At 48.5% G+C, this 19,014-nt stretch carries 13 protein-coding genes; 8 read left to right on the top strand and 5 right to left on the bottom strand.

All coding sequences use genetic code 11. The annotated features are described in order from the left end of the window. Window positions 1–83 precede the first annotated feature (83 nt). On the bottom strand, window positions 84–1,121 hold the full coding sequence (locus ACYVEA_RS04595; RefSeq protein WP_461112159.1) for an aldo/keto reductase: 1,038 nt from the start codon (window positions 1,119–1,121) through the stop codon (window positions 84–86). Window positions 1,122–2,235: 1,114 nt separating this feature from the next. Here ACYVEA_RS04595 and ACYVEA_RS04600 point away from each other — a divergent pair. Further along, window positions 2,236–2,553, top strand: coding sequence for a hypothetical protein (locus ACYVEA_RS04600; RefSeq protein ID WP_461112160.1), 318 nt, complete (start codon window positions 2,236–2,238; stop codon window positions 2,551–2,553). A 39-nt stretch (window positions 2,554–2,592) separates the two neighbouring features. After that, window positions 2,593–3,243, top strand: coding sequence for a mannitol dehydrogenase family protein (locus tag ACYVEA_RS04605; RefSeq protein WP_461112161.1), 651 nt, complete (start codon window positions 2,593–2,595; stop codon window positions 3,241–3,243). A 116-nt stretch (window positions 3,244–3,359) separates the two neighbouring features. On the opposite strand, the gene ACYVEA_RS04610 is transcribed toward ACYVEA_RS04605, so the two are convergent. Further along, window positions 3,360–3,992: a hypothetical protein gene (locus tag ACYVEA_RS04610; RefSeq protein WP_461112947.1), complete on the bottom strand. Its 633-nt coding sequence runs from the start codon at window positions 3,990–3,992 to the stop codon at window positions 3,360–3,362. A gap of 432 nt (window positions 3,993–4,424) precedes the next feature. Here ACYVEA_RS04610 and ACYVEA_RS04615 point away from each other — a divergent pair, with 432 nt between their 5' ends. The 6 genes from ACYVEA_RS04615 (at window position 4,425) to ACYVEA_RS04640 (ending at window position 16,279) form a co-directional block, all read left to right on the top strand. Then, entirely contained in the window at window positions 4,425–7,136 is a 2,712-nt protein-coding gene (locus tag ACYVEA_RS04615) for a substrate-binding domain-containing protein (protein ID WP_461112948.1), read from the top strand. A 265-nt stretch (window positions 7,137–7,401) separates the two neighbouring features. Beyond that, window positions 7,402–8,709 (top strand): sugar porter family MFS transporter, encoded by a 1,308-nt coding sequence (locus ACYVEA_RS04620; RefSeq protein WP_461112163.1) that lies wholly within the window; start codon window positions 7,402–7,404, stop codon window positions 8,707–8,709. A gap of 13 nt (window positions 8,710–8,722) precedes the next feature. Next, complete coding sequence (locus tag ACYVEA_RS04625; RefSeq protein WP_461112164.1) at window positions 8,723–9,610, top strand: carbohydrate kinase family protein; 888 nt, start codon at window positions 8,723–8,725, stop codon at window positions 9,608–9,610. Window positions 9,611–9,672: 62 nt separating this feature from the next. Continuing rightward, on the top strand, window positions 9,673–12,828 hold the full coding sequence (locus tag ACYVEA_RS04630; protein WP_461112165.1) for a SusC/RagA family TonB-linked outer membrane protein: 3,156 nt from the start codon (window positions 9,673–9,675) through the stop codon (window positions 12,826–12,828). Window positions 12,829–12,925: 97 nt separating this feature from the next. Then, window positions 12,926–14,644 (top strand): RagB/SusD family nutrient uptake outer membrane protein, encoded by a 1,719-nt coding sequence (locus tag ACYVEA_RS04635; RefSeq protein WP_461112166.1) that lies wholly within the window; start codon window positions 12,926–12,928, stop codon window positions 14,642–14,644. A gap of 120 nt (window positions 14,645–14,764) precedes the next feature. Next, on the top strand, window positions 14,765–16,279 hold the full coding sequence (locus ACYVEA_RS04640) for a glycoside hydrolase family 32 protein (protein WP_461112167.1): 1,515 nt from the start codon (window positions 14,765–14,767) through the stop codon (window positions 16,277–16,279). Window positions 16,280–16,556: 277 nt separating this feature from the next. Here ACYVEA_RS04640 and ACYVEA_RS04645 read toward each other — a convergent pair whose 3' ends face one another. The 3 genes from ACYVEA_RS04645 to ACYVEA_RS04655 form a co-directional block, all read right to left on the bottom strand. Beyond that, complete coding sequence (locus ACYVEA_RS04645; RefSeq protein ID WP_461112168.1) at window positions 16,557–17,546, bottom strand: c-type cytochrome; 990 nt, start codon at window positions 17,544–17,546, stop codon at window positions 16,557–16,559. Between the two features lie 202 nt (window positions 17,547–17,748). Further along, window positions 17,749–18,336 (bottom strand): carboxymuconolactone decarboxylase family protein, encoded by a 588-nt coding sequence (locus ACYVEA_RS04650; protein WP_461112169.1) that lies wholly within the window; start codon window positions 18,334–18,336, stop codon window positions 17,749–17,751. A 94-nt stretch (window positions 18,337–18,430) separates the two neighbouring features. After that, window positions 18,431–18,985 (bottom strand): peroxiredoxin, encoded by a 555-nt coding sequence (locus ACYVEA_RS04655; protein WP_461112170.1) that lies wholly within the window; start codon window positions 18,983–18,985, stop codon window positions 18,431–18,433. Window positions 18,986–19,014 lie beyond the last annotated feature (29 nt).

A 19,014-nucleotide genomic window follows, 5' to 3' on the forward strand; every position in this document is an offset into this window, starting at 1 on the left:
CGGGTGGAAATCCGCCTAGCCGGAGGCTAAAATCTTTAGCTACCAATCAGCCTACGGCTGCGCAGACTCCCACCCACCTCACATTAATAAAACTTCGGTAATGGGTTCAATGTCAGGTTCTGGCGTTGGTGCCAATAGGGATAGATCGTCGGCACATCGCTGGCGGCATCTAGTTTTTTGATCTGATCGAGGGTTAAGTTCCAGCCGACAGCAGCCAGGTTCTGCTTGAGTTGCTCTTCGTTTCGGGCGCCAATAATGATGCTCGAAACTGTTGGCCGCTGTAATAACCAGTTGATGGATACCTGGGCCACAGACTTTCCGGTTTCGGCAGCGACCTCATCCAACGCGTCGGTGATGGTATAGAAAATCTCTTCGGGTATAACCGATTGCGGAACGGGGCTACCGCCCTCCACTACCCGACCGTCAGTTGGCGCGGGTTTGTTGCGTCCATATTTACCACCCAAACGGCCACCCGCCAGCGGACTCCAGATAAGACTTCCTACTTTTTGATCGATGCCAAGCGGCATCAGTTCCCATTCATATTCGCGATTCACCAGCGAGTAATACACCTGATGAGCCACGTAGCGATTCCAACCGTATTTCTCCGACACCGCCAGAGATTTCATCAAGTGCCAGCCCGAGAAATTAGAGCAGGCAATGTAGCGCACTTTGCCGCTCTGCACCAGATCGTCCAGCGCACGTAGCGTTTCTTCTACAGGTGTAACCCCATCGAAGCCATGCATGTGGTAAATATCGATGTAGTCCGTTTTCAGGCGTTTGAGGCTACTCTCGCACTGTTTTAACAAACGAAACCGGGATGATCCCTGATTGTTGGGACCTTCACCGAACGTAAACGTAGCCTTGGTTGAGATGAGCACTTTATCCCGCAAACCCGTAATGGCTTTGCCTAATATCTCCTCCGAAAGACCGTCGGAATAGACGTCGGCCGTATCGAACAAATTGACGCCAGCGTCCAGACAGAGATTAACCATTTGGGTGGCTTCATCGACTTGAGTGCTTCCCCAGGCTTTAAAAAATTGGTTACCGCCACCAAACGTAGCGGTACCTAAACTCAAAACGGGCACCTGTAGTCCCGATGCGCCTAATTGTCTGTATTCCATGGGTATTTTTTAATGATTCCAGCTTTTCAATTCAGATACAACCAGTAGATCCCGCGCTGCTTTTGGCAACAATCCCGACTGGTTATACCCCCAACTAACCGTATAGAAATCCATTCGGTTCTGACAAAAGCATACATACCTATCTCATTAAAATCTTCAGAAAGCTACTAAACAGGTACACGATTAATGATGTCCAGGAAAACGAGTTATCTGATAATGTGCGAGGAAAAAACACCGAAAAAACCCAGCTAGTACTCGAAATACGCAGGCCTTATGTAGCTCGAAGGACTTACGAAATTGGCACATAAAGCCATTTATCAGCCATCCCGACGTAGTAGAACATGGCTTTCAATACGTAGACAGTTTAAGGATAATGATATGATTTTCCTTTCGCGTACGGGCTAATTGATCGTTCCGTTCACGCTCGGCGTTGCCAACTGGACCAGTACCTCATTTTTTCTGCTTCAGTCATATTACTTCGCCAAGAATCGCTTGCACAATTTTCGTTTTTACTGAAAAATGACAGGCACTTATTGCACTATACTCATATTGCAAAACTATTTTAGTACGTCAGTTAGTTATTGCATTGAGAAGTGTGGGCACAAACCTTGCTTTTTTCAGATTGATTACAAATAACTTACGCTGATTATGAAACTAGTATACACTCTAAACTATTCAGATAGCGTTAAGGTAGCATGGGTGAGTATTTGTACTTTTTCCTCATTAGGTATAAGTAGCTTTTTAACCGAACCATAGTAGCAACGGAAGAGTCAGCTCGAGCCTTGACAGCTTTCGGGAATTGCTGAATTGGCCATTGAGTTGGATAGAGTTATCTGTATTTTTCTTATTATAAAAACAAATCTGTGAGCGGGCTAAACCGCTTCAACTAAGTAAACAGTAAGCGAAGTTGTTGCCCAGGTATTAAAATAGAGCGTTTTAAAAAATTACATGTAAATACACGTAGTTTTCAAAACCGCAACAACAACCCCTACGTATATTGTGGCAGTGTAAGCTGCCCCGGCTGAATTAGACCGACTCAATAACATACACAGCAGATGTTCACGGTGATAATCACCCAGAACAACTCGTTAGTGTTCATCTAATCTTCATCACTATGAACCGTTTTTCAGTCATATACCTGCTCAGGAAGCAGTATTACAATATTTACTGTACTACACATGCCGAAGCCGATGCCATCTTGCAGGAAATAGCTGCCACAAAAGGATGCATACCGATTGGTATCTACGATGATAAAACTGAGCTTTTTTATTGGGAGCCAACGCGTCAGACTACATACGATCACGCGAGCATCGAAGAGCAAGGTAAATGGGGCGCTAACATTATTGGCATTGCTCAGTCCCTGCGCCACCGCGACGACAAATGGCAATACCATGCCGATTCAATTTCGCAACTTCTCAGTACAGCCGAATAGAAAAGTAGTAGCGACATCCACTAAGACATAACATTCATCATGTTGACTAACAATTCAGCTATCCCGTCAAACGACTCTGTTGAGGTAGACGTACCAGCTTTAATTGCCTCCTATACAATGCTGGCTTATCCGGCATTTCTAGCCGGTTACCGCACGGTCTCCGAAGCGGTTAACGACGATTTATTCCATGCCTACGTACGTGCCTTTATGAACCAGGATATTACAACCCTGGCTCCGCTGGACGTCGATCTGGACGACTATAAATCGCAATTGATTGACCGCGTTTTGAACACCACGGTCAGCGATCAGTTAGCGCTGCTTTGCTGCGATGGTGCCTCGAAGCTCCCGACCTTTGTCTTACCCATTTTACTGGATCTGCTGGAAAAGAAAGGGGATATTCACCGGATTACGTTCCTGATTGCGGCCTATGGCCATTATTTATCAGCTGAAGTTGATGATAAACGGGTTCCTTATGCGGTAGAAGAGCCGCATCTGCATCAGGAAGATTGGGCAAAAGTTAATGATGGCGATGTCGTTTCACTCCTGGGAATTTCTCCCCTGGCTGAAGCCCGTCTGCGCACATATCCCCATTTTACGGCCATGTATAAGTCATACAGAGGGCAAATTGCCAAACATGGGGTTATGTTTTTGCTAAAGCAAATGGCGTATAAGCGACCAGTTATGGTGTAGTAAAAACAAGCGGTATCGGATTTGCCCGATACCGCTTATTGATATCACGCCGGGTTTTAATCCGGCGCAAGTGAATGCATGAATTGCATCGGGTTAAAACCCGATGTGTCATAAAATCAATTCATTTTCAATTTGACTTTACCATTCGACAAAACGATGTTGTCGGTCTGGCTCTGTTTTTTGTAGCCATTTCCTTCGGGGTCAATAGCCGAATCGTAGCCTGTCGATTTGGTAATGGCCTTGTCTTCCATTTTGTTGATCAGTCGGCCCATCCCACCAAACACGGTAGCCGTTGCTTTCTCTTTCCAGAAGGTTCCGGCTAACGTACTGTTGAACGTTGCTTCCAGAAACCCATCGGTTCCCATTTTAACCGTAATCGTTTCGTTGTTATTTTGCGACTTCCCAACATGATATTCCATGCGGGGTTCTTTGGTTTCTTCAACATACTTAACCACGGCCAGCCCTTTATACGTACCCAGTTCCTGAATTCGTTTCCAGTTATCTTTGGTATCAGGATTATCTGCATCCACGATCAGATACGTACCAGACTCAATATTATCTTTATTGTCATAGCTGCCCAGCCAGATACGTACTGATTTATCGGGTTTTATAGAATTGGCTGTAATCCACCAGAATTTACCCATTCTGATTCGACGTGGTTGCGTAGCGTAGTCCTTACCGTCAATTTGCACGTCGAATTTATTGTCGTTAGCGATTTGCCCAAAGGTCGTCGTGGCTGCGACAGCCATTAACAGAGAAAGAGAATAGAGGGTTTTCACGGTTATTTCTGGTTATTTATATCGGCAGCAAAAGTCACGTTAGCTGGTCACAGGTAAAATCACTACGTACATAAAGTGAAAAAATAGATGATTGAACCCGCAAATAAACTGGTTCAATTGACACCCGTTCTTAATTGGTTTTCTGTTATCATCTACGAAGTAGCGTATTTTTGTAGCTTCCACTACGTTCTCTTTAGCCAACGGCTTTTTGAAAAGCTACATTTAGATACTTAACATTCTCGACCTTGTACCCAATTTATTATAGATTATCTTTGGACAGTACCGAAAGTTTGCCTCTTTATTATGAATGCGCTACTTAACTGGTTAGCTAGACCGGTTCTTTTTTTGGTAAAAAAGCAATTTCCCAGCCATAAGGACACGCGTTACGTCCTTATGGCTGGCATGCTATCGTTGTTAGTTAGCTGTAATTCAACTTCTGAGAATAGGACATACCGAATTGGTTTTTCGCAATGCACCGGAGCCGACTCCTGGCGCAGAACCATGCAGGAGAACATGTATCGGGAGTTATCCTTTGACCCAAAAGTCGCTTTCATCATGAAAGACGCCAATGGAAATACGGCCCGTCAAATCGAACAGATACAGCAACTAATCGACCAGCATGTTGACGTACTGATTGTCACGCCCAATGAAGCGAAACCCATCACGCCCATCCTCGAAAAAGCATATCAGCAGGGAATTCCGGTGGTTATCCTGGATCGACGTACCAACTCCGAGCAGTACACGTCTTACGTTGGCGCCAGCAATTATGACGTGGGTTACACCGCCGGAACCTACGCCAACAACCTCCTGAATGGGCAAGGCAACGTAGTGGAAATTAGTGAACTGCCGGGTTCGTCGGCCGACATTGACCGGCATCGCGGTTTCATCAGCGCGCTCAACCATCACCCCGGAATTCATCTCGTCAGCAAGCTTACTGGCAATTGGGATAAACAATCATTTGAAAGTCAGCTCACTGGCTTGCTAAAAAATCGCCCAGGCATTCGGCTCATTTTTGCGCAAAACGACCGCACTGCCCTGAAAGCGTATACTATTTGCAAAAAAATCGGGCTTGAAAAAACGTTGAAAATCATTGGTGTCGATGGGCTATCGGGCACCAACGAAGGAATCGACCTGGTCGAACGGGGCATTCTGACGGCAACTGTTTTGTATCCAACTGGCGGAGAAGAGGCTATTCAAACGGCGATGGCCATTTTGCAAAAGCAACCATTTAAGCGGGAAAACCAGCTTCAGATTACGCTCATCGATTCATCGAATGTGCGGATTATGAAGCTACAAAACGAGAAAGTGATTGCTCAGCAAAAAGATATTGAGCGACGGCAAAAGAAGATTGTGGAGCAGCAGGCGATTTCCGAAAATCAGGCTACCATCATTTATGCCGTTTCGATTACGTTGGCCCTGGCGCTGATTTTTGGTTTGTTATCCTTCTATTCGCTACGTGAAAACCGAAAAATTAACCGTCGGCTGGAAGCACAGAATGAAGAAATATCCGATCAGAAAAACCAGATCGAGCAGTTGGCGGAACAGGCGGAGATCGAAAATGAGGCCAAGTTGAAGTTCTTTACCAACATTTCCCATGAGTTTCGCACGCCCCTTACGCTTATACTGGCCCCGGTCGAAGATATTTTAGAGAACGACAAAGTCCGGGATTCGCTGCTGAAACAGGAGATGATGCTGATTCGGAAGAACACGTTACGTCTGCTTCGGCTCGTGAATCAGTTGCTGGATTTCCGTAAAATCGACAGCCATAAAATGCCGGTTCTGGCCAGTGAACAGAACATGATTGAGTTTGTAAAAGACATCATGGCCGCGTTCGAGAAAACAGCCTCAAAGCATAGAATTGACTTCCGACTGATCGCTTCCGAGCCGCAGATCATGGTTTGGTTTGATCCTGCCATGCTCGATAAAGTGATTTTCAACCTGCTATCGAATGCTTTTAAGTTCACACCAGACAAAGGACGTATATATCTTTACGTTAGAACGTCTTCGCCTACTCATGTACAGATACGTGTCGAAGACAATGGCATCGGCATGACTCCCGCCGAAGTAGCCCATGTCTTCGAGGTCTTTTATCAGGGGAAGAGTACCTACAAAGCCTCTGGTACCGGCCTGGGTCTGGCGCTCTCCAAAGAATTGATCACGCTGCATCAGGGTACATTATCGGTACATAGTGAACAGGGAAAGGAAACCTGCTTCACGATTGAATTACCCTTAGGGAACGCGCATCTGGATACCAGCGAACGCCAAACTGAACCTGCTGAAGACCTGCCAGCCGTGCAGAACCGAATAGTATTGGACGATAACGAAATAAAAACATCGACCCCGGCGTCGGGTAAACAATACGATAAATCGGTGTTGGTTATTGAAGATAACGAAGATCTGAATAGTTTGCTGGAGCAAAAACTCCAGACTACGTATCAAGTATACAAGGCATTGGACGGCGAAGAAGGGTTACGAATAGCCTTTGATCAAATTCCTGATCTGATCGTTTGCGACATTATGTTGCCCCGGAAGGACGGCCTGAGCATAGCGTCAATTCTGAAATCCGACTTCAGGACGTCGCATATTCCCATCATTTTACTTACCGCCAGAAACACCAACGAACAGCAAATTGAAGGCATTCAAGCGGGTGTGGATGCTTACATCACAAAGCCCTTCAATCTGAAGTATGTTGAAGCGACCATAAAAACGTTGCTAAAAAACAGGGCATTGCTACGTGAACATTACACCAGCGAACTTCCTACGGAGCTATTGGCAGGCAACATGCCTAATAAGCTGGATAAGAAATTTATCGCCGAGTTTAAGGCCCATATCGAGGAAAAATACAATGATTCAGAGTTGAACGTAGAAGAAATTGGCCGGGATTTGGGTATGTCGAGGGTGCAGTTATATCGCAAAGTGAAAGCGCTGCTTGGTTACAGCGTAAACGAATACATTCAGGAAGTGCGCTTGAACAAAGCCCGCTTTCTACTGAAACAGGATGATCTGACGGTGGCTGACATTGCCTATAAAGTAGGCTTTTCGTCACCAACCTATTTTTCGACCTCGTTTAAAGGAAAATATAATCAAACCCCGCTGGAATATAAGAATTCCTAAAACAATGCCTGTTTAGTGATACACAGTCAATTGATTGTACCATTCTGATGTGATGCGCTAATCTTAATGTATCAATTTTGAAAATCCCTGTATCAAAAGTGAAAGAGCTGTTTGTCCAGGGGCTTATAATTTCCCAATAAAAGACTAATTATCAGCTAATTAACCCTTAAAAAAGCTCTGTATCAAAGTTTAACTTTTTTGAGATATTATTTAGTTATTCAGGGTAGACCCAAGTAGTAGTTTTGATCGAAAATTCAGAACTGCTATGAATAATAAAGTACTAATCTGGTCGATTGTCGTAGCCCTGGGCGGGTTCCTCTTCGGGTTCGACACGGCAGTCATCTCAGGTGCGGAGAAAGCCATTCAGACCTTGTGGGGACTCTCCTCCGTAGAGCATGGATTCACCGTTTCCATCGCGCTTATCGGTACGGTCATTGGTGCCATGCTCGGCGGCATACCTTCCGATAAGCTAGGACGCAAAACGACGCTGTTCTGGATTGCCGTTATCTATTTAGTATCGTCGCTGGGTTCGGCCTTAGCGACCGACTGGTACGTGTTTATTTTCTTCCGATTCCTGGGCGGCCTGGGTGTAGGTACATCATCCGTCGCGGCACCCATGTACATCTCCGAAATCTCACCGGCCAGGTCGCGGGGCCGCCTGGTTGGGTTGTTTCAGTTCAACGTTGTATTTGGGATTCTGATCGCTTATTTTTCCAATTACTTCATGCAGGACATGGGCCCCAACGCCTGGCGCTGGATGCTGGGTGTGCAGGCCATACCGTCCCTCATCTTCCTGGTAGCTATTCTGGCCGTTCCCGAAAGCCCGCGCTGGCTCATTCTGAATAAAGGTAAAGTCGATGAAGCCAAAGCCATTCTGGATTTGATCGACAAGGAAACCAGTCAGGAAACGCTTAACGCCATTCTGGCGACCAACGACCAGCCCAAAGGCCAGCTCTTTTCAGCGAAGTACAAAACACCGGTTAAACTGGCCGTCCTGTTCGCCATTTTCAATCAGGTTTCCGGCATCAACGCGATTATTTACTACAGCCCACGCATTTTTGAAATGACTGGTCTTGGCCCCAAATCGGCCTTTCTGTCGTCGGCGGGGATTGGTCTTGTCAATTTCATTTTCACGCTGCTGGCCATCAACATCATTGACCGTTTCGGCCGTCGCACGCTGATGTTCATTGGGTCTGTCGGCGTGATTGTGACCCTTGGCCTCGTGGCCCGTGCGTTTTTCATTCAGGATTTTACGGGCGTCCCTATCTTCCTGTTCGTCTACATTGCCTTCTTCGGCTTTTCGCAGGGCGCGGTTATCTGGGTATTCATCTCCGAGATTTTTCCGACCGAAGTGCGGGCCAGCGGGCAGGCGCTCGGCAGTTTCACACACTGGTTCATGGCCGCCATTATCGCCTTTTCCTTCCCCGTTATCGCCGACTATTTCGGAGGTGGTGCTACGTTCTCCTTCTTCGCGCTGATGATGGTGCTGCAACTTCTGTTTGTGTGGCGCATGATGCCCGAAACGAAGGGAACCAGTCTGGAGCAAGTCGAAAAAACACTCGTCATTCATTAATTCATTCCCGATCATGAATCAAACCATCACTTGTTTCGGCGAAATTCTCTGGGACGTATTACCAACCAGCAAACAGCCCGGTGGAGCCCCCATGAACGTAGCAGCCGACCTGCGTAATTTCGGCCTTAACTCCCAGCTTATCAGCCGGGTAGGTAGCGACGATCTGGGCCGCGAATTACTGGATTTCCTGGCACAAAAAGGTATTCCGCTAGACCTGATCCAGGTTGGTCAATCGCATCTGACGGGCGTTGCAAAAGCCAACATCTCGGACAGCAATGAGGTGACCTACAAGATTGTCCAGCCGGTTGCCTGGGATTATATTCAACTGGTGCCAGGCCTGCTCGACACCGTACGTCAAAGCGACTTATTTGTCTATGGAAGTCTGGTTGCCCGCAGTACCCAGTCCCACGAAACGCTGCTGTCGCTATTGGAGGTTGCTCCCCGCAAAGTATTTGATGTGAATCTTCGCGCCCCCCATTACGAACGGACGACCGTAGAGACCCTCCTGTACTACGCCGATATTGCGAAAATAAACGAACACGAACTGGTTGAATTATCCGCCTGGTATGGCGAAGAAACGGACCTGCACCAGGCCATGAATCAACTACGTAGACGCTATAAGCTGGAAACGCTTTGTGTGACGCTGGGCGAAAAAGGAGCTGTGCTACTGGATGAAACCGGCTTATACAGCCAGCTTGGTTTCCCTGTCGAGGTAGAAGACACTATCGGCAGTGGGGATGCGTTTCTGGCCGCTTTTCTCTACAAAACACTGCAAGGCGAATCACCCAAAAAGACGCTGGAGTTTGCCTGTGCCACCGGCGCCTACGTAGCAACGCAACGGGGTGCTACCCCCCTATTTTCAGAAGAAACAATTGTGAATAGTACTTTACTAACAACCTGATTATAAGGCCGCTGCCTTACTCTTTATCCAGTACAACGCTTTAAACCTTTACATCTATGATTATGAAAAATTACCTGTTCACGCTGGTAGTCCTGCTGCTGACGGCTACGTTGGCGCTGGCCCAGCAACGCACGATTACGGGGACCGTTTTCGATGCCAAAACAAAGGAGGCTCTGCCCGGAGCCAGCATTATCGTCCCCGGAACAACAACGGGTACCGTTGCGGATGTCAATGGAAAATTTTCGATCGGGGTGCCACAAAATGCCACGGCAGTTACCGTTTCATTTATTGGTTACGCTACGCAGGAAGTGTCCGTTACCAACGCAAACACGATCACGGTGCTACTGGCCGAAGGTGGTCAGCTCGCTGAAGTGGTGGTATTGGGGTATACCACGGCTCGCAAACAGGATCTGACCGGTGCGGTGGCCATTGTGGACGTAGCGACGACCAAGAATACCAGTTCAGGAAATCCCATGCAGGCCTTACAGGGCCGGGTACCGGGTCTGTACATCGAAAAGTCCGGGACACCCTCCGGGGAGGCCAGCCGCATCCTCATTCGAGGGGCCAATACGTTAGGAAACAACGATCCGCTGTATATCATCGACGGGATGCCCACCAAGCGGTCGCAGGTGTTTCAAAGCCTTAATCCAACGGCCATTCAGTCGATTCAGGTATTGAAAGATGCCTCGTCAGCCTCTATTTATGGGTCGCGGGCGTCGAACGGCGTCATCATTGTAACGACCAAAAATGGATTCAACACCGACGGCAAATTGCATGTACAGTTTAACACCAGCCTTTCGGCGCAGTCGGAAAAACCGGAACGGTTCAAGATGCTCAATTCGGTTGATCGGGGGCGGGCGCTCTGGCAGGCCTCGGTGAATGATGGCGCTGATCCGGCGTCGGCCTATGGTGAGATCTACGCATTCGACTGGAACAAGAATTTCAGTAATCCGGTGCTTAACAACGTAACAGTACAGCCTTTTGTTGGCGGCAATCAGAACGTACCGGCGGGCAACACGGATTGGCAAAAAGAGCTTTACCAGACAGGCTACGTAACGAACAATGATCTGACGATTTCGGGTGGTACTAAAACTTCGTCGTTGCTGGTCAATCTGAGCTACCTCAACAATTCGGGCATGGTGAAGTATACAGGTTATCAGCGGCTTACGGGTCGTGTTAACGGCGCAACCAGTATGTTCGACGGGCGGTTAAAATTCGGGGTTAACCTGCAGATGACGACCTCCAAAGAAACGCCGGTAACCAATGACCTTGGCGGTGCGCCAACACCCGGTCTGGCTATTACGCTGGCACCGACGATTCCGGTCTACACCAGCACAGGTGATTACGCCGGTCCCATAGGATCGGGTTATTCGGATCGTAACAACCCGGTGTTCATGCAGTATATTAACCGCTGGGATAAGATCAACCGAAACTTCGTATTCGGCAACGTCTTTACCGAAATCGAGCCGATTCGGGGGCTGATTTTCCGATCATCGCTGGGAATGGACAACGCAGGTTATGCCAACAAAAACATCGAACAGACGTTTCAGAACGGATTTATTGCCCGCTCATTGAACAGCCTGACGCTGAACACCAACAAGTTTCTGAGCCTGACCTGGACCAATACGTTACGTTACAATTTTGACCTGGGTGCACACCGATTCAACGTACTGGCCGGTGTCGAATCAATCAAAGACAATCTGGATAACGTAATATCGTATCGGGAAAACTTCGCGGTGCAGACCGAAGATTTCTTTGTGCTGAGTGCCGCTTCGGGCAATGCCAGCAGCAATGGCAGTTCAACCGGCAGCCGTCTCTTGTCGCAGTTTGCCCGGATTGACTACGGCTATGGTGACCGCTATCTGGCGGCTCTGACGCTACGTCGCGACGGTTCGTCGCGGTTTGGCCAGGATAACCGGTATGGCTTCTTCCCGGCAGCATCGGTTGGCTGGCGCATTGACAAAGAAGCGTTTATGAGCAACGTGAAGGTTATTTCTAACCTGAAATTGCGGGCAGGTGTTGGCCGGATTGGTAACCAGGACATCGGGGATCTGGCCCGCTTTGGTCTGTTCGAGCCTCGTTACGGCACGCTGGCGTCGCAGGTGCCCAATGGCCATGACGGCTTTTTCGATCAGTACTGGAACGTAGGCACAGCCTATGACTTAAACGGCACAAACAGCGGTACGTTGCCCTCCGGTTTCGTACAGACACAGGGCGAAAACGCAGCTCTCAAATGGGAAACGACCGACGAATTGAACGTGGGTGTCGATTTTGGATTCCTGAACGGCAGTCTGGTTGGTTCGTTCGACTATTTCACCCGCGAAACCAAAGATATTCTGATCAAACCACCGGTTGCCTCAGCCGTGGGCGAAGGGCAGTTGAAATTCGTGAATGGCGCGACCAAAACCAACAAAGGCTTTGAACTGCTCCTGACCTATTTCGGTAAACCCAAAGGGGCTTTCACCTGGAACGTATCGGCCAACTTCGCCCGCTTCCGGGATAAAATAACGGTACTTCCCGAAGAAGTTCGGTCGGCCTTTGCGGGCAATGCCGTAACGACGATCCTGGGCCATTCGCAGTTTGATTTGTTCGGCTACCGAACCGATGGTCTTTTCCAGAATCAGGAAGACGTAAAAAATCACGCCACGCAGGTGGGTGCGGCTCCGGGCCGTATTCGCTACCGGGATCTGAATAACGATGGCAAAATCGACGCCTTGGATCAGGAGTTTTTCGGAACGACGCTACCCGGTCTCGAATACGGTGCTCGCGTTGAACTGGGCTACAAAAATTTCGACTTCTCCCTCTTCGGTTCAGGTGTGGCCAGTCGGATCGGTTTTGATCCCTACACGTTCTACAACAATTTCATTCGTGGCCGCGACAACATTGGACCGGGCGTATTCAATGCCTGGACCCCTCAGAATACATCGTCGCGCATTCCGGCACTTACCCTGGCCGATGGCAACAACGAAACGCGTTCGTCGGATTATTTCAACGTCAATACGTCCTACTTCAAGATTCGGAATATCCAGTTGGGCTATACGTTCCAGCGGGACATGATTGGCAAACTGGGCTTGTCGAGTCTGCGTCTGTATGCGATGGCCGAAAATGTGGTCTGGTTTAAAAGCAAAACCTTCCTGGGACCAGATCCTGAGCGGACGGATGTCAACACGGTTCCGGTACCCCGCACCTTCACGTTCGGCTTAAATGTTTCCTTCTAAATAATACCCCCAACCCCCTAAAGGGGGCTTTACTTACTCGCAGAATAAGCCCCTTTAGGGGGTTGGGGGTAGCAAATCTTTTAAAGACCTTACGATCATGAAAAATAAAGTTCTGTTTTCATTGCTGGTCATTGCCGGTAGCAGTTTCTTCACCTCCTGCAAAGAGTTTCTGGACTATCAGCCCCAGGGAACGCTTTCTTCCGACAATATCAAGAGCGCCGATAATGCCGATGCGCTGGTAACGGCGGCCTATGCCGCGCTGGGCAACGGTGAAATGATTGGACCAATCGCCAGCATGTGGGTGTACGGCAGCGTGCGCTCGGATGATGCCTACAAAGGTGGGGGTGGCGTGGCTGATCTGGAGGACATCAACTTCTACGAGCAGCACAACCTGACACAGCCACAGCAGGGTGGCGGTTTTTACCATCCGTATACGTGGGAGAATTATTACAAGTCCATCTCGCGGGCTAACGTAGCGTTACGCTCCATCAACGCACTGACTGATGCGGCCTTCCCGTTGAAGAAAACGCGTCAGGCCGAACTGCGCTTTCTGCGGGGACATGCGCACTTCATGTTAAAAATGCTGTTCAAGTACATTCCCTATATCGACGAAACGCTAACGAACGAGCAGATTCTGACAGTGTCGAACCGGGCTCTGACGAACGATAAGCTATGGGACAAGATCGCAGAAGACTTTCAGTATGCGGTCGATAACCTGCCGGTTTCACAAACGCAGGTAGGACGGGCCAACAAACTGTCGGCATCGGCCTATCTGGCGAAACTGCGGCTGTATCAGGCCTATGAACAGGATGATAATAACAAAGTAACGGGCATTAATAAAGACAAGCTGCAACAGGTTGTTACGTTAACTCAGGCCGTTATCAGTTCAGGAAAATACAGCCTGCAACCCGATTTTGCGGAAAATTTTCTACCCGAATACGATAATGGCGTTGAATCGGTCTTTGCGGTGCAATACTCAATTAACGACGGTACAACCGTGGGTCGACTCAACTTCGAAGATGGACTAAATTACCCGCACGGGGCTCCCCAATATGGTTGCTGCGGCTTCCATCAGCCTAGCCAGAACTTAGCCAACGCCTTTGGAACGGATGCGAACGGACTACCCAAATTCGATACGTTCAACGACGGCGTTATCGACTTCAAAACCGCAACGGTCGATCCGCGTGTTGACCACACGATTGGCATTGACGGTCATCCGTATAAATATAATGCAGCCTCGCCCTTCAGCACCAGTTGGGTGCGTGATCCGGGTGTGTATGGAAACTTTCAGGCCATGAAATCACAGCAACTGGCCACCAGTTCATCTTACAAAAAGCAGGGGCCGTTCATGGGCGTTTCGAAAAACATCGACATTATCCGGTATGCCGACGTACTGCTGTTCCAGGCTGAAGCCTACATTGAGTTAGGGCAACAGGCGCTGGCATTGCCCCTTATCAACCAACTCCGGGCGCGGGCGGCCAAAAGCACCGGGCGGACGAAAAAAGCCGATGGAACCGATCCATCCAAGTACCTGATCAAGCCGTATGAAGCCACGAACTGGACACAGGCCTATGCCCGAAAAGCGTTGCAGTTTGAGCGACGTCTGGAATTCGCCACCGAAAGTCCGCGCTTTTTCGATCTTGTTCGCTGGGGTATTGCCGCCGAAACGCTGAACGCTTACATAACTAAAGAAAAAACCAGACGTTCCCATTTAAGTGGTGCTACGTTCACCGCTGGCCGCGACGAGTATTTGCCGATTCCGCAACGTGAAATCAATTTCACGAAAGGGCTTTATAAGCAGAATGTCGGTTTCTGATGTCAAACCAATAAAAAATACCTTTTAGGTTGGTAGTACAGTTTATGGTGGGGGGCGGTTCTTCTATAGCTGACTCCCCACTATACCTTCCTCATCCCTGAATTATTTACGCTACGCACTATGAAAAAGTTACTCTTACCGATTATCCTGCTGGTTGCCATGAGTCATATGTCGATGGGCCAGGCGGATACGAAGTCGGAACAATACCGGCCTCAGTTTCACTTTTCGCCCAAGGCCCACTGGATCAACGATCCGAACGGGATGGTCTATTATAAAGGGACGTACCATTTGTTCTGTCAGTATTATCCCGATGCCAGCGTGTGGGGGCCGATGCACTGGATGCACGCAACCAGCAAAGACATGGTGCATTGGCAGGAACAACCCGTTGCCTTGTATCCCGATAGTCTGGGCTATATTTTCTCGGGCAGCGCGGTTGTCGATGCAAACAATACGTCGGGGTTCGGCAAGAATGGACAAGTACCTTTGGTTGCCATTTTCACGCACCACAATCCCAACTTAGAAAAGACAAAACCAGAACAGGCCCAATCACAAAGTCTGGCTTATAGCCTCGACGAAGGAAAAACGTGGACTAAGTACGCGGGGAACCCAGTGCTACCAAATCCCGGCATCACCGATTTTCGTGATCCGAAAGTTCGTTGGTATGACGCTCAGAAAAAGTGGATCATGACACTGGCAGCCAAAGATCGAATTGCGTTTTATTCTTCACCAGATCTGAAATCCTGGTCGAAGGAGAGTGATTTCGGCAGCGACGCAGGTGCACACGGGGGCGTTTGGGAATGTCCGGATTTGTTTCCGCTGAAGCACAACGGTAAAGATGTTTGGGTACTGATCGTGAATATTAACCCCGGCGGACCAAACAAGGGATCGGCAGCGCAGTACTTCCTGGGCGATTTTGATGGAAAGAATTTCAACCCCTATTCGAAGGAAACCAAATGGATGGATTTCGGAACGGACAATTACGCGGGCGTTACGTTCTCGAACACCGGTAACCGGGTGGTTCTGATGGGTTGGATGAATAATTGGCAGTACGCGAATAAAGTACCTACCGAAACCTGGCGAGGTGCCACTACCGTACCGCGCGACCTCGGCCTGAAAGACGTAGGTAAAGAACTGTATCTGACATCGATGCCCGTGAAAGAACTTACTGCGCTGGACGGCAAGACAACCACATTGGCGAATGTCAATGTAAAAGGCAGCTACGACCTGACGGCTAAAACCGGGGGGAAATATGATACGTTTAAACTGACGCTTTCCGCACCGGCCACGAGTGATTTCTCTGTTGTGCTCGCTAATGAGCAGGGGAATGAGGTGATCGTCGGATACGACAAAGGGGCTAGTACGTACTACGTTGACCGGACGAAATCGGGGAAAACAGATTTTGAGAAGGATTTTGGCAAGCGAATGACAGCGCCCCGTCTATCGACCGACAAAACGATTTCGCTCACGCTGCTGGTCGACGTTGCCTCCGCCGAACTCTTTGCCGACAACGGACTTACCGTCATGACAGGCATTTTCTTTCCTGATAAAGAGCTGACTAAACTATCTATTAAATCTACGACTGGCATTACACTACCTACGTTGACCTACACCAAGTTGGCAGCTTCGGTGCAATAAGCACGCTACGTCGCTATTCATGAGAAAACCTCCTGTTTTGTGGGTATTAGTCCACAAAATTCAGGAGGTTTTCAATGTTCACGAGCTTCCAAAAGCTGGATAGCCCGTGTCACTTTACGGCAGATACAGTACTGAAGATGATAAGGGGCAATCTATTGCAATAATTCGTATACTCTATAGCAACATACTAAATTCCTTATGTCTGTAACCAGCCTGTACGTGCGTTACATATAGTTAACGGATGAAAAAAGATAATGTTTTTAGCAGACGTTATTTTTCAATTACTCGCCACTAGTTTAGCCTTCGGTGTAAACCGCTCAACTTTGTGTTGAACAGGTGTCAGGGTGTGCAGATAATCATAGATTGCGCCCAGATCCTGCTCGCTCATTTTAGCATACATCGTCCAGGGCATCAGCGAGTTAAATTCTCCTTCATGAACCGTTGGCTGATCGCTGGCCGCGTAGGCTTTAAAGCGACTTATAAACGCGGCTTTTGTCCAGTTCTCAATTCCCGATCGATCCGGCGTGATGTTCATGGAACGAACGGTTCCGGTTGGCACTGGAAATTCCCGACCACCGGCAAAGTCCATACCCGGCAGCGGTTGCGATTGCGCATCAACGGGTGTATGACACACCCCACAGGAGGCAAAGGTTGTTACGTATTTGCCATAGGCAATTCGGTCGGTTGTATCGGGTCGCACGCCGGGTTCGAGTTTAGCGGGAATCGTGTTTACGATGAAGTTCATCGGAAAATCAGGCTCATCAGCTGGAATCGCGTTGGGAATGGGGGCCAGACTGCGCAGGTAAGCAATGATGTCTTTGACATCGTTAGGGTCCATGTGCGCATAATTTTCGTAGGGCATAACCGGAAACAGGGCATGACCGTCGCGACTAACACCCGTTGTAATGGCCCGAAAAATTTCGCCATCGGTCCAGGCACCAAGACTTGCCGGGGTTAGATTTCGCGCGTAGAAATTACCCGGAAAACCGAGTTCACGGGTAAATGCCTCCCCGCCCTTACCTTCCGTACCAACGATCATTGGCCCCGTTAGTTTTGTAAAGTCCCGAGTAGAATGGCAATCAATACAGACGGCCACATGATTAGCCAGGTATTTGCCATGTTCGATCTGGGCAGCGGTCGCCTGAATTTTCATTTCGGGTGAAGGGCCCACATTGGGTAAGGCCAGTTTAACATAAGCCAGGCCAACCCCAACAAGCAATACAAGCGCAGCCAGTATGCCTAGTACAATTTTTACAGTTCGGTTCATGATTTTAGCTAGTAGAAAAGAGGAATTTCACAAGTTCACACCAATTCTAAACTGACCATAAAAAAATTGTGTAAGCGGTCGCTCTTTAATTAAATAGCAAAAAAAAGTCCGTCATTTCCCCACCGATTGGTGAAGAAATGACGGACCTGACTCCACATAAAAACCGGCAATCAGCCGTTACGGTGTTGCTGGAAAAAGAAGATTATAATAAGGTTATCAGCCCTTTGATGACCGATGCTAAACGGATCGCATCGAAAACGCGCGCTTCAGTAGCACCATGTTTCAGTACGCTCTCTTCGTGCGACCGAACGCAGAGTTCACAGCCATTAACGGCTGATACAGCCAGACTCATCAACTCAAAAAACTCTTTGCCCAGCACCGGGTTCATCATGATGCTCATGCGAATTCCTGGCTGCGTTTGCTGATAATATTCCTTGCTCACGAAGTGCCGAAAGCGGTAGAATACGTTGTTCGTACTTAGCAGCGATGTGCAGGCAATGGTTTCAGCAATTTCGGCATCGGATGCGCCCTCCTGCCTGGCAGCCGCCGTCAGCGAATTGACCAGTGGCTGGTATTTTTCGTTCACCGCTACCGACAGCGCCAACAGCAACGTTTCCTTCTTTTTAAGCGTCTGGCTGTTATTCAGTACGTTACCAACGTTAATTTTCAGATCGCGGAGGTACCGATGATCGGCTACAGCCAGCGCATCAAGTACCGGATGCTCGCCCGTCGTATCCAGACTTACCAGATTGAGCAGCGATGCAACCGTTTCGTTTTGTGTAGTTGTCATGATTAATGAGTGAAAGAATGAATGAGCGAAAGAGTGACTAAGCAACGCAATAACCAACTGGTTTGCGTGCTTAGTCACTCTTTCGCTCATTAGATTAAGCCGCTATCGTTTCTTCGCCTTTAACCCAGTTGCAGGGGCAAAGCTCATCGGTTTGCAGCGCGTCGAGTACGCGGATCACTTCGTTAACATTCCGGCCAACCGACAGATCGTTGACATTCACCCAGCGAACAATCCCTTGTGGATCAACGATGTACGTCACACGGTAGGCAATTTTTTCGTTTGCTTCCAGAATACCCAACTCTTCAGCCAGCGACTTCGACGTATCGGCCAGCATTGGGAACTTCAGACCACGCAGATCATCGTGGTTCTTGCGCCACGCCAGGTGAACGAACTCGCTATCGGTCGAAGCACCGATTACCATCGTGTCACGATCCTGGAAGTCTTCAAACTTGTTGTTGAACTCCGCAATCTCAGTTGGACATACGAACGTAAAATCCTTAGGCCACCAGAACATCACCAGCCACTGTCCAGCATTTTTATGATCAGCCGATGAAACTTCGTAGAATTCATTGCCCTTATCAAGCGAAACAACAGCTAATTTCTTAAAATCCGGGAACGTCGACCCAACGGACACAATATGATTTTTCATGGAATTTATTGAGATTGTATTCGAATTAA

The organism is Spirosoma jeollabukense, assembly GCF_054777855.1.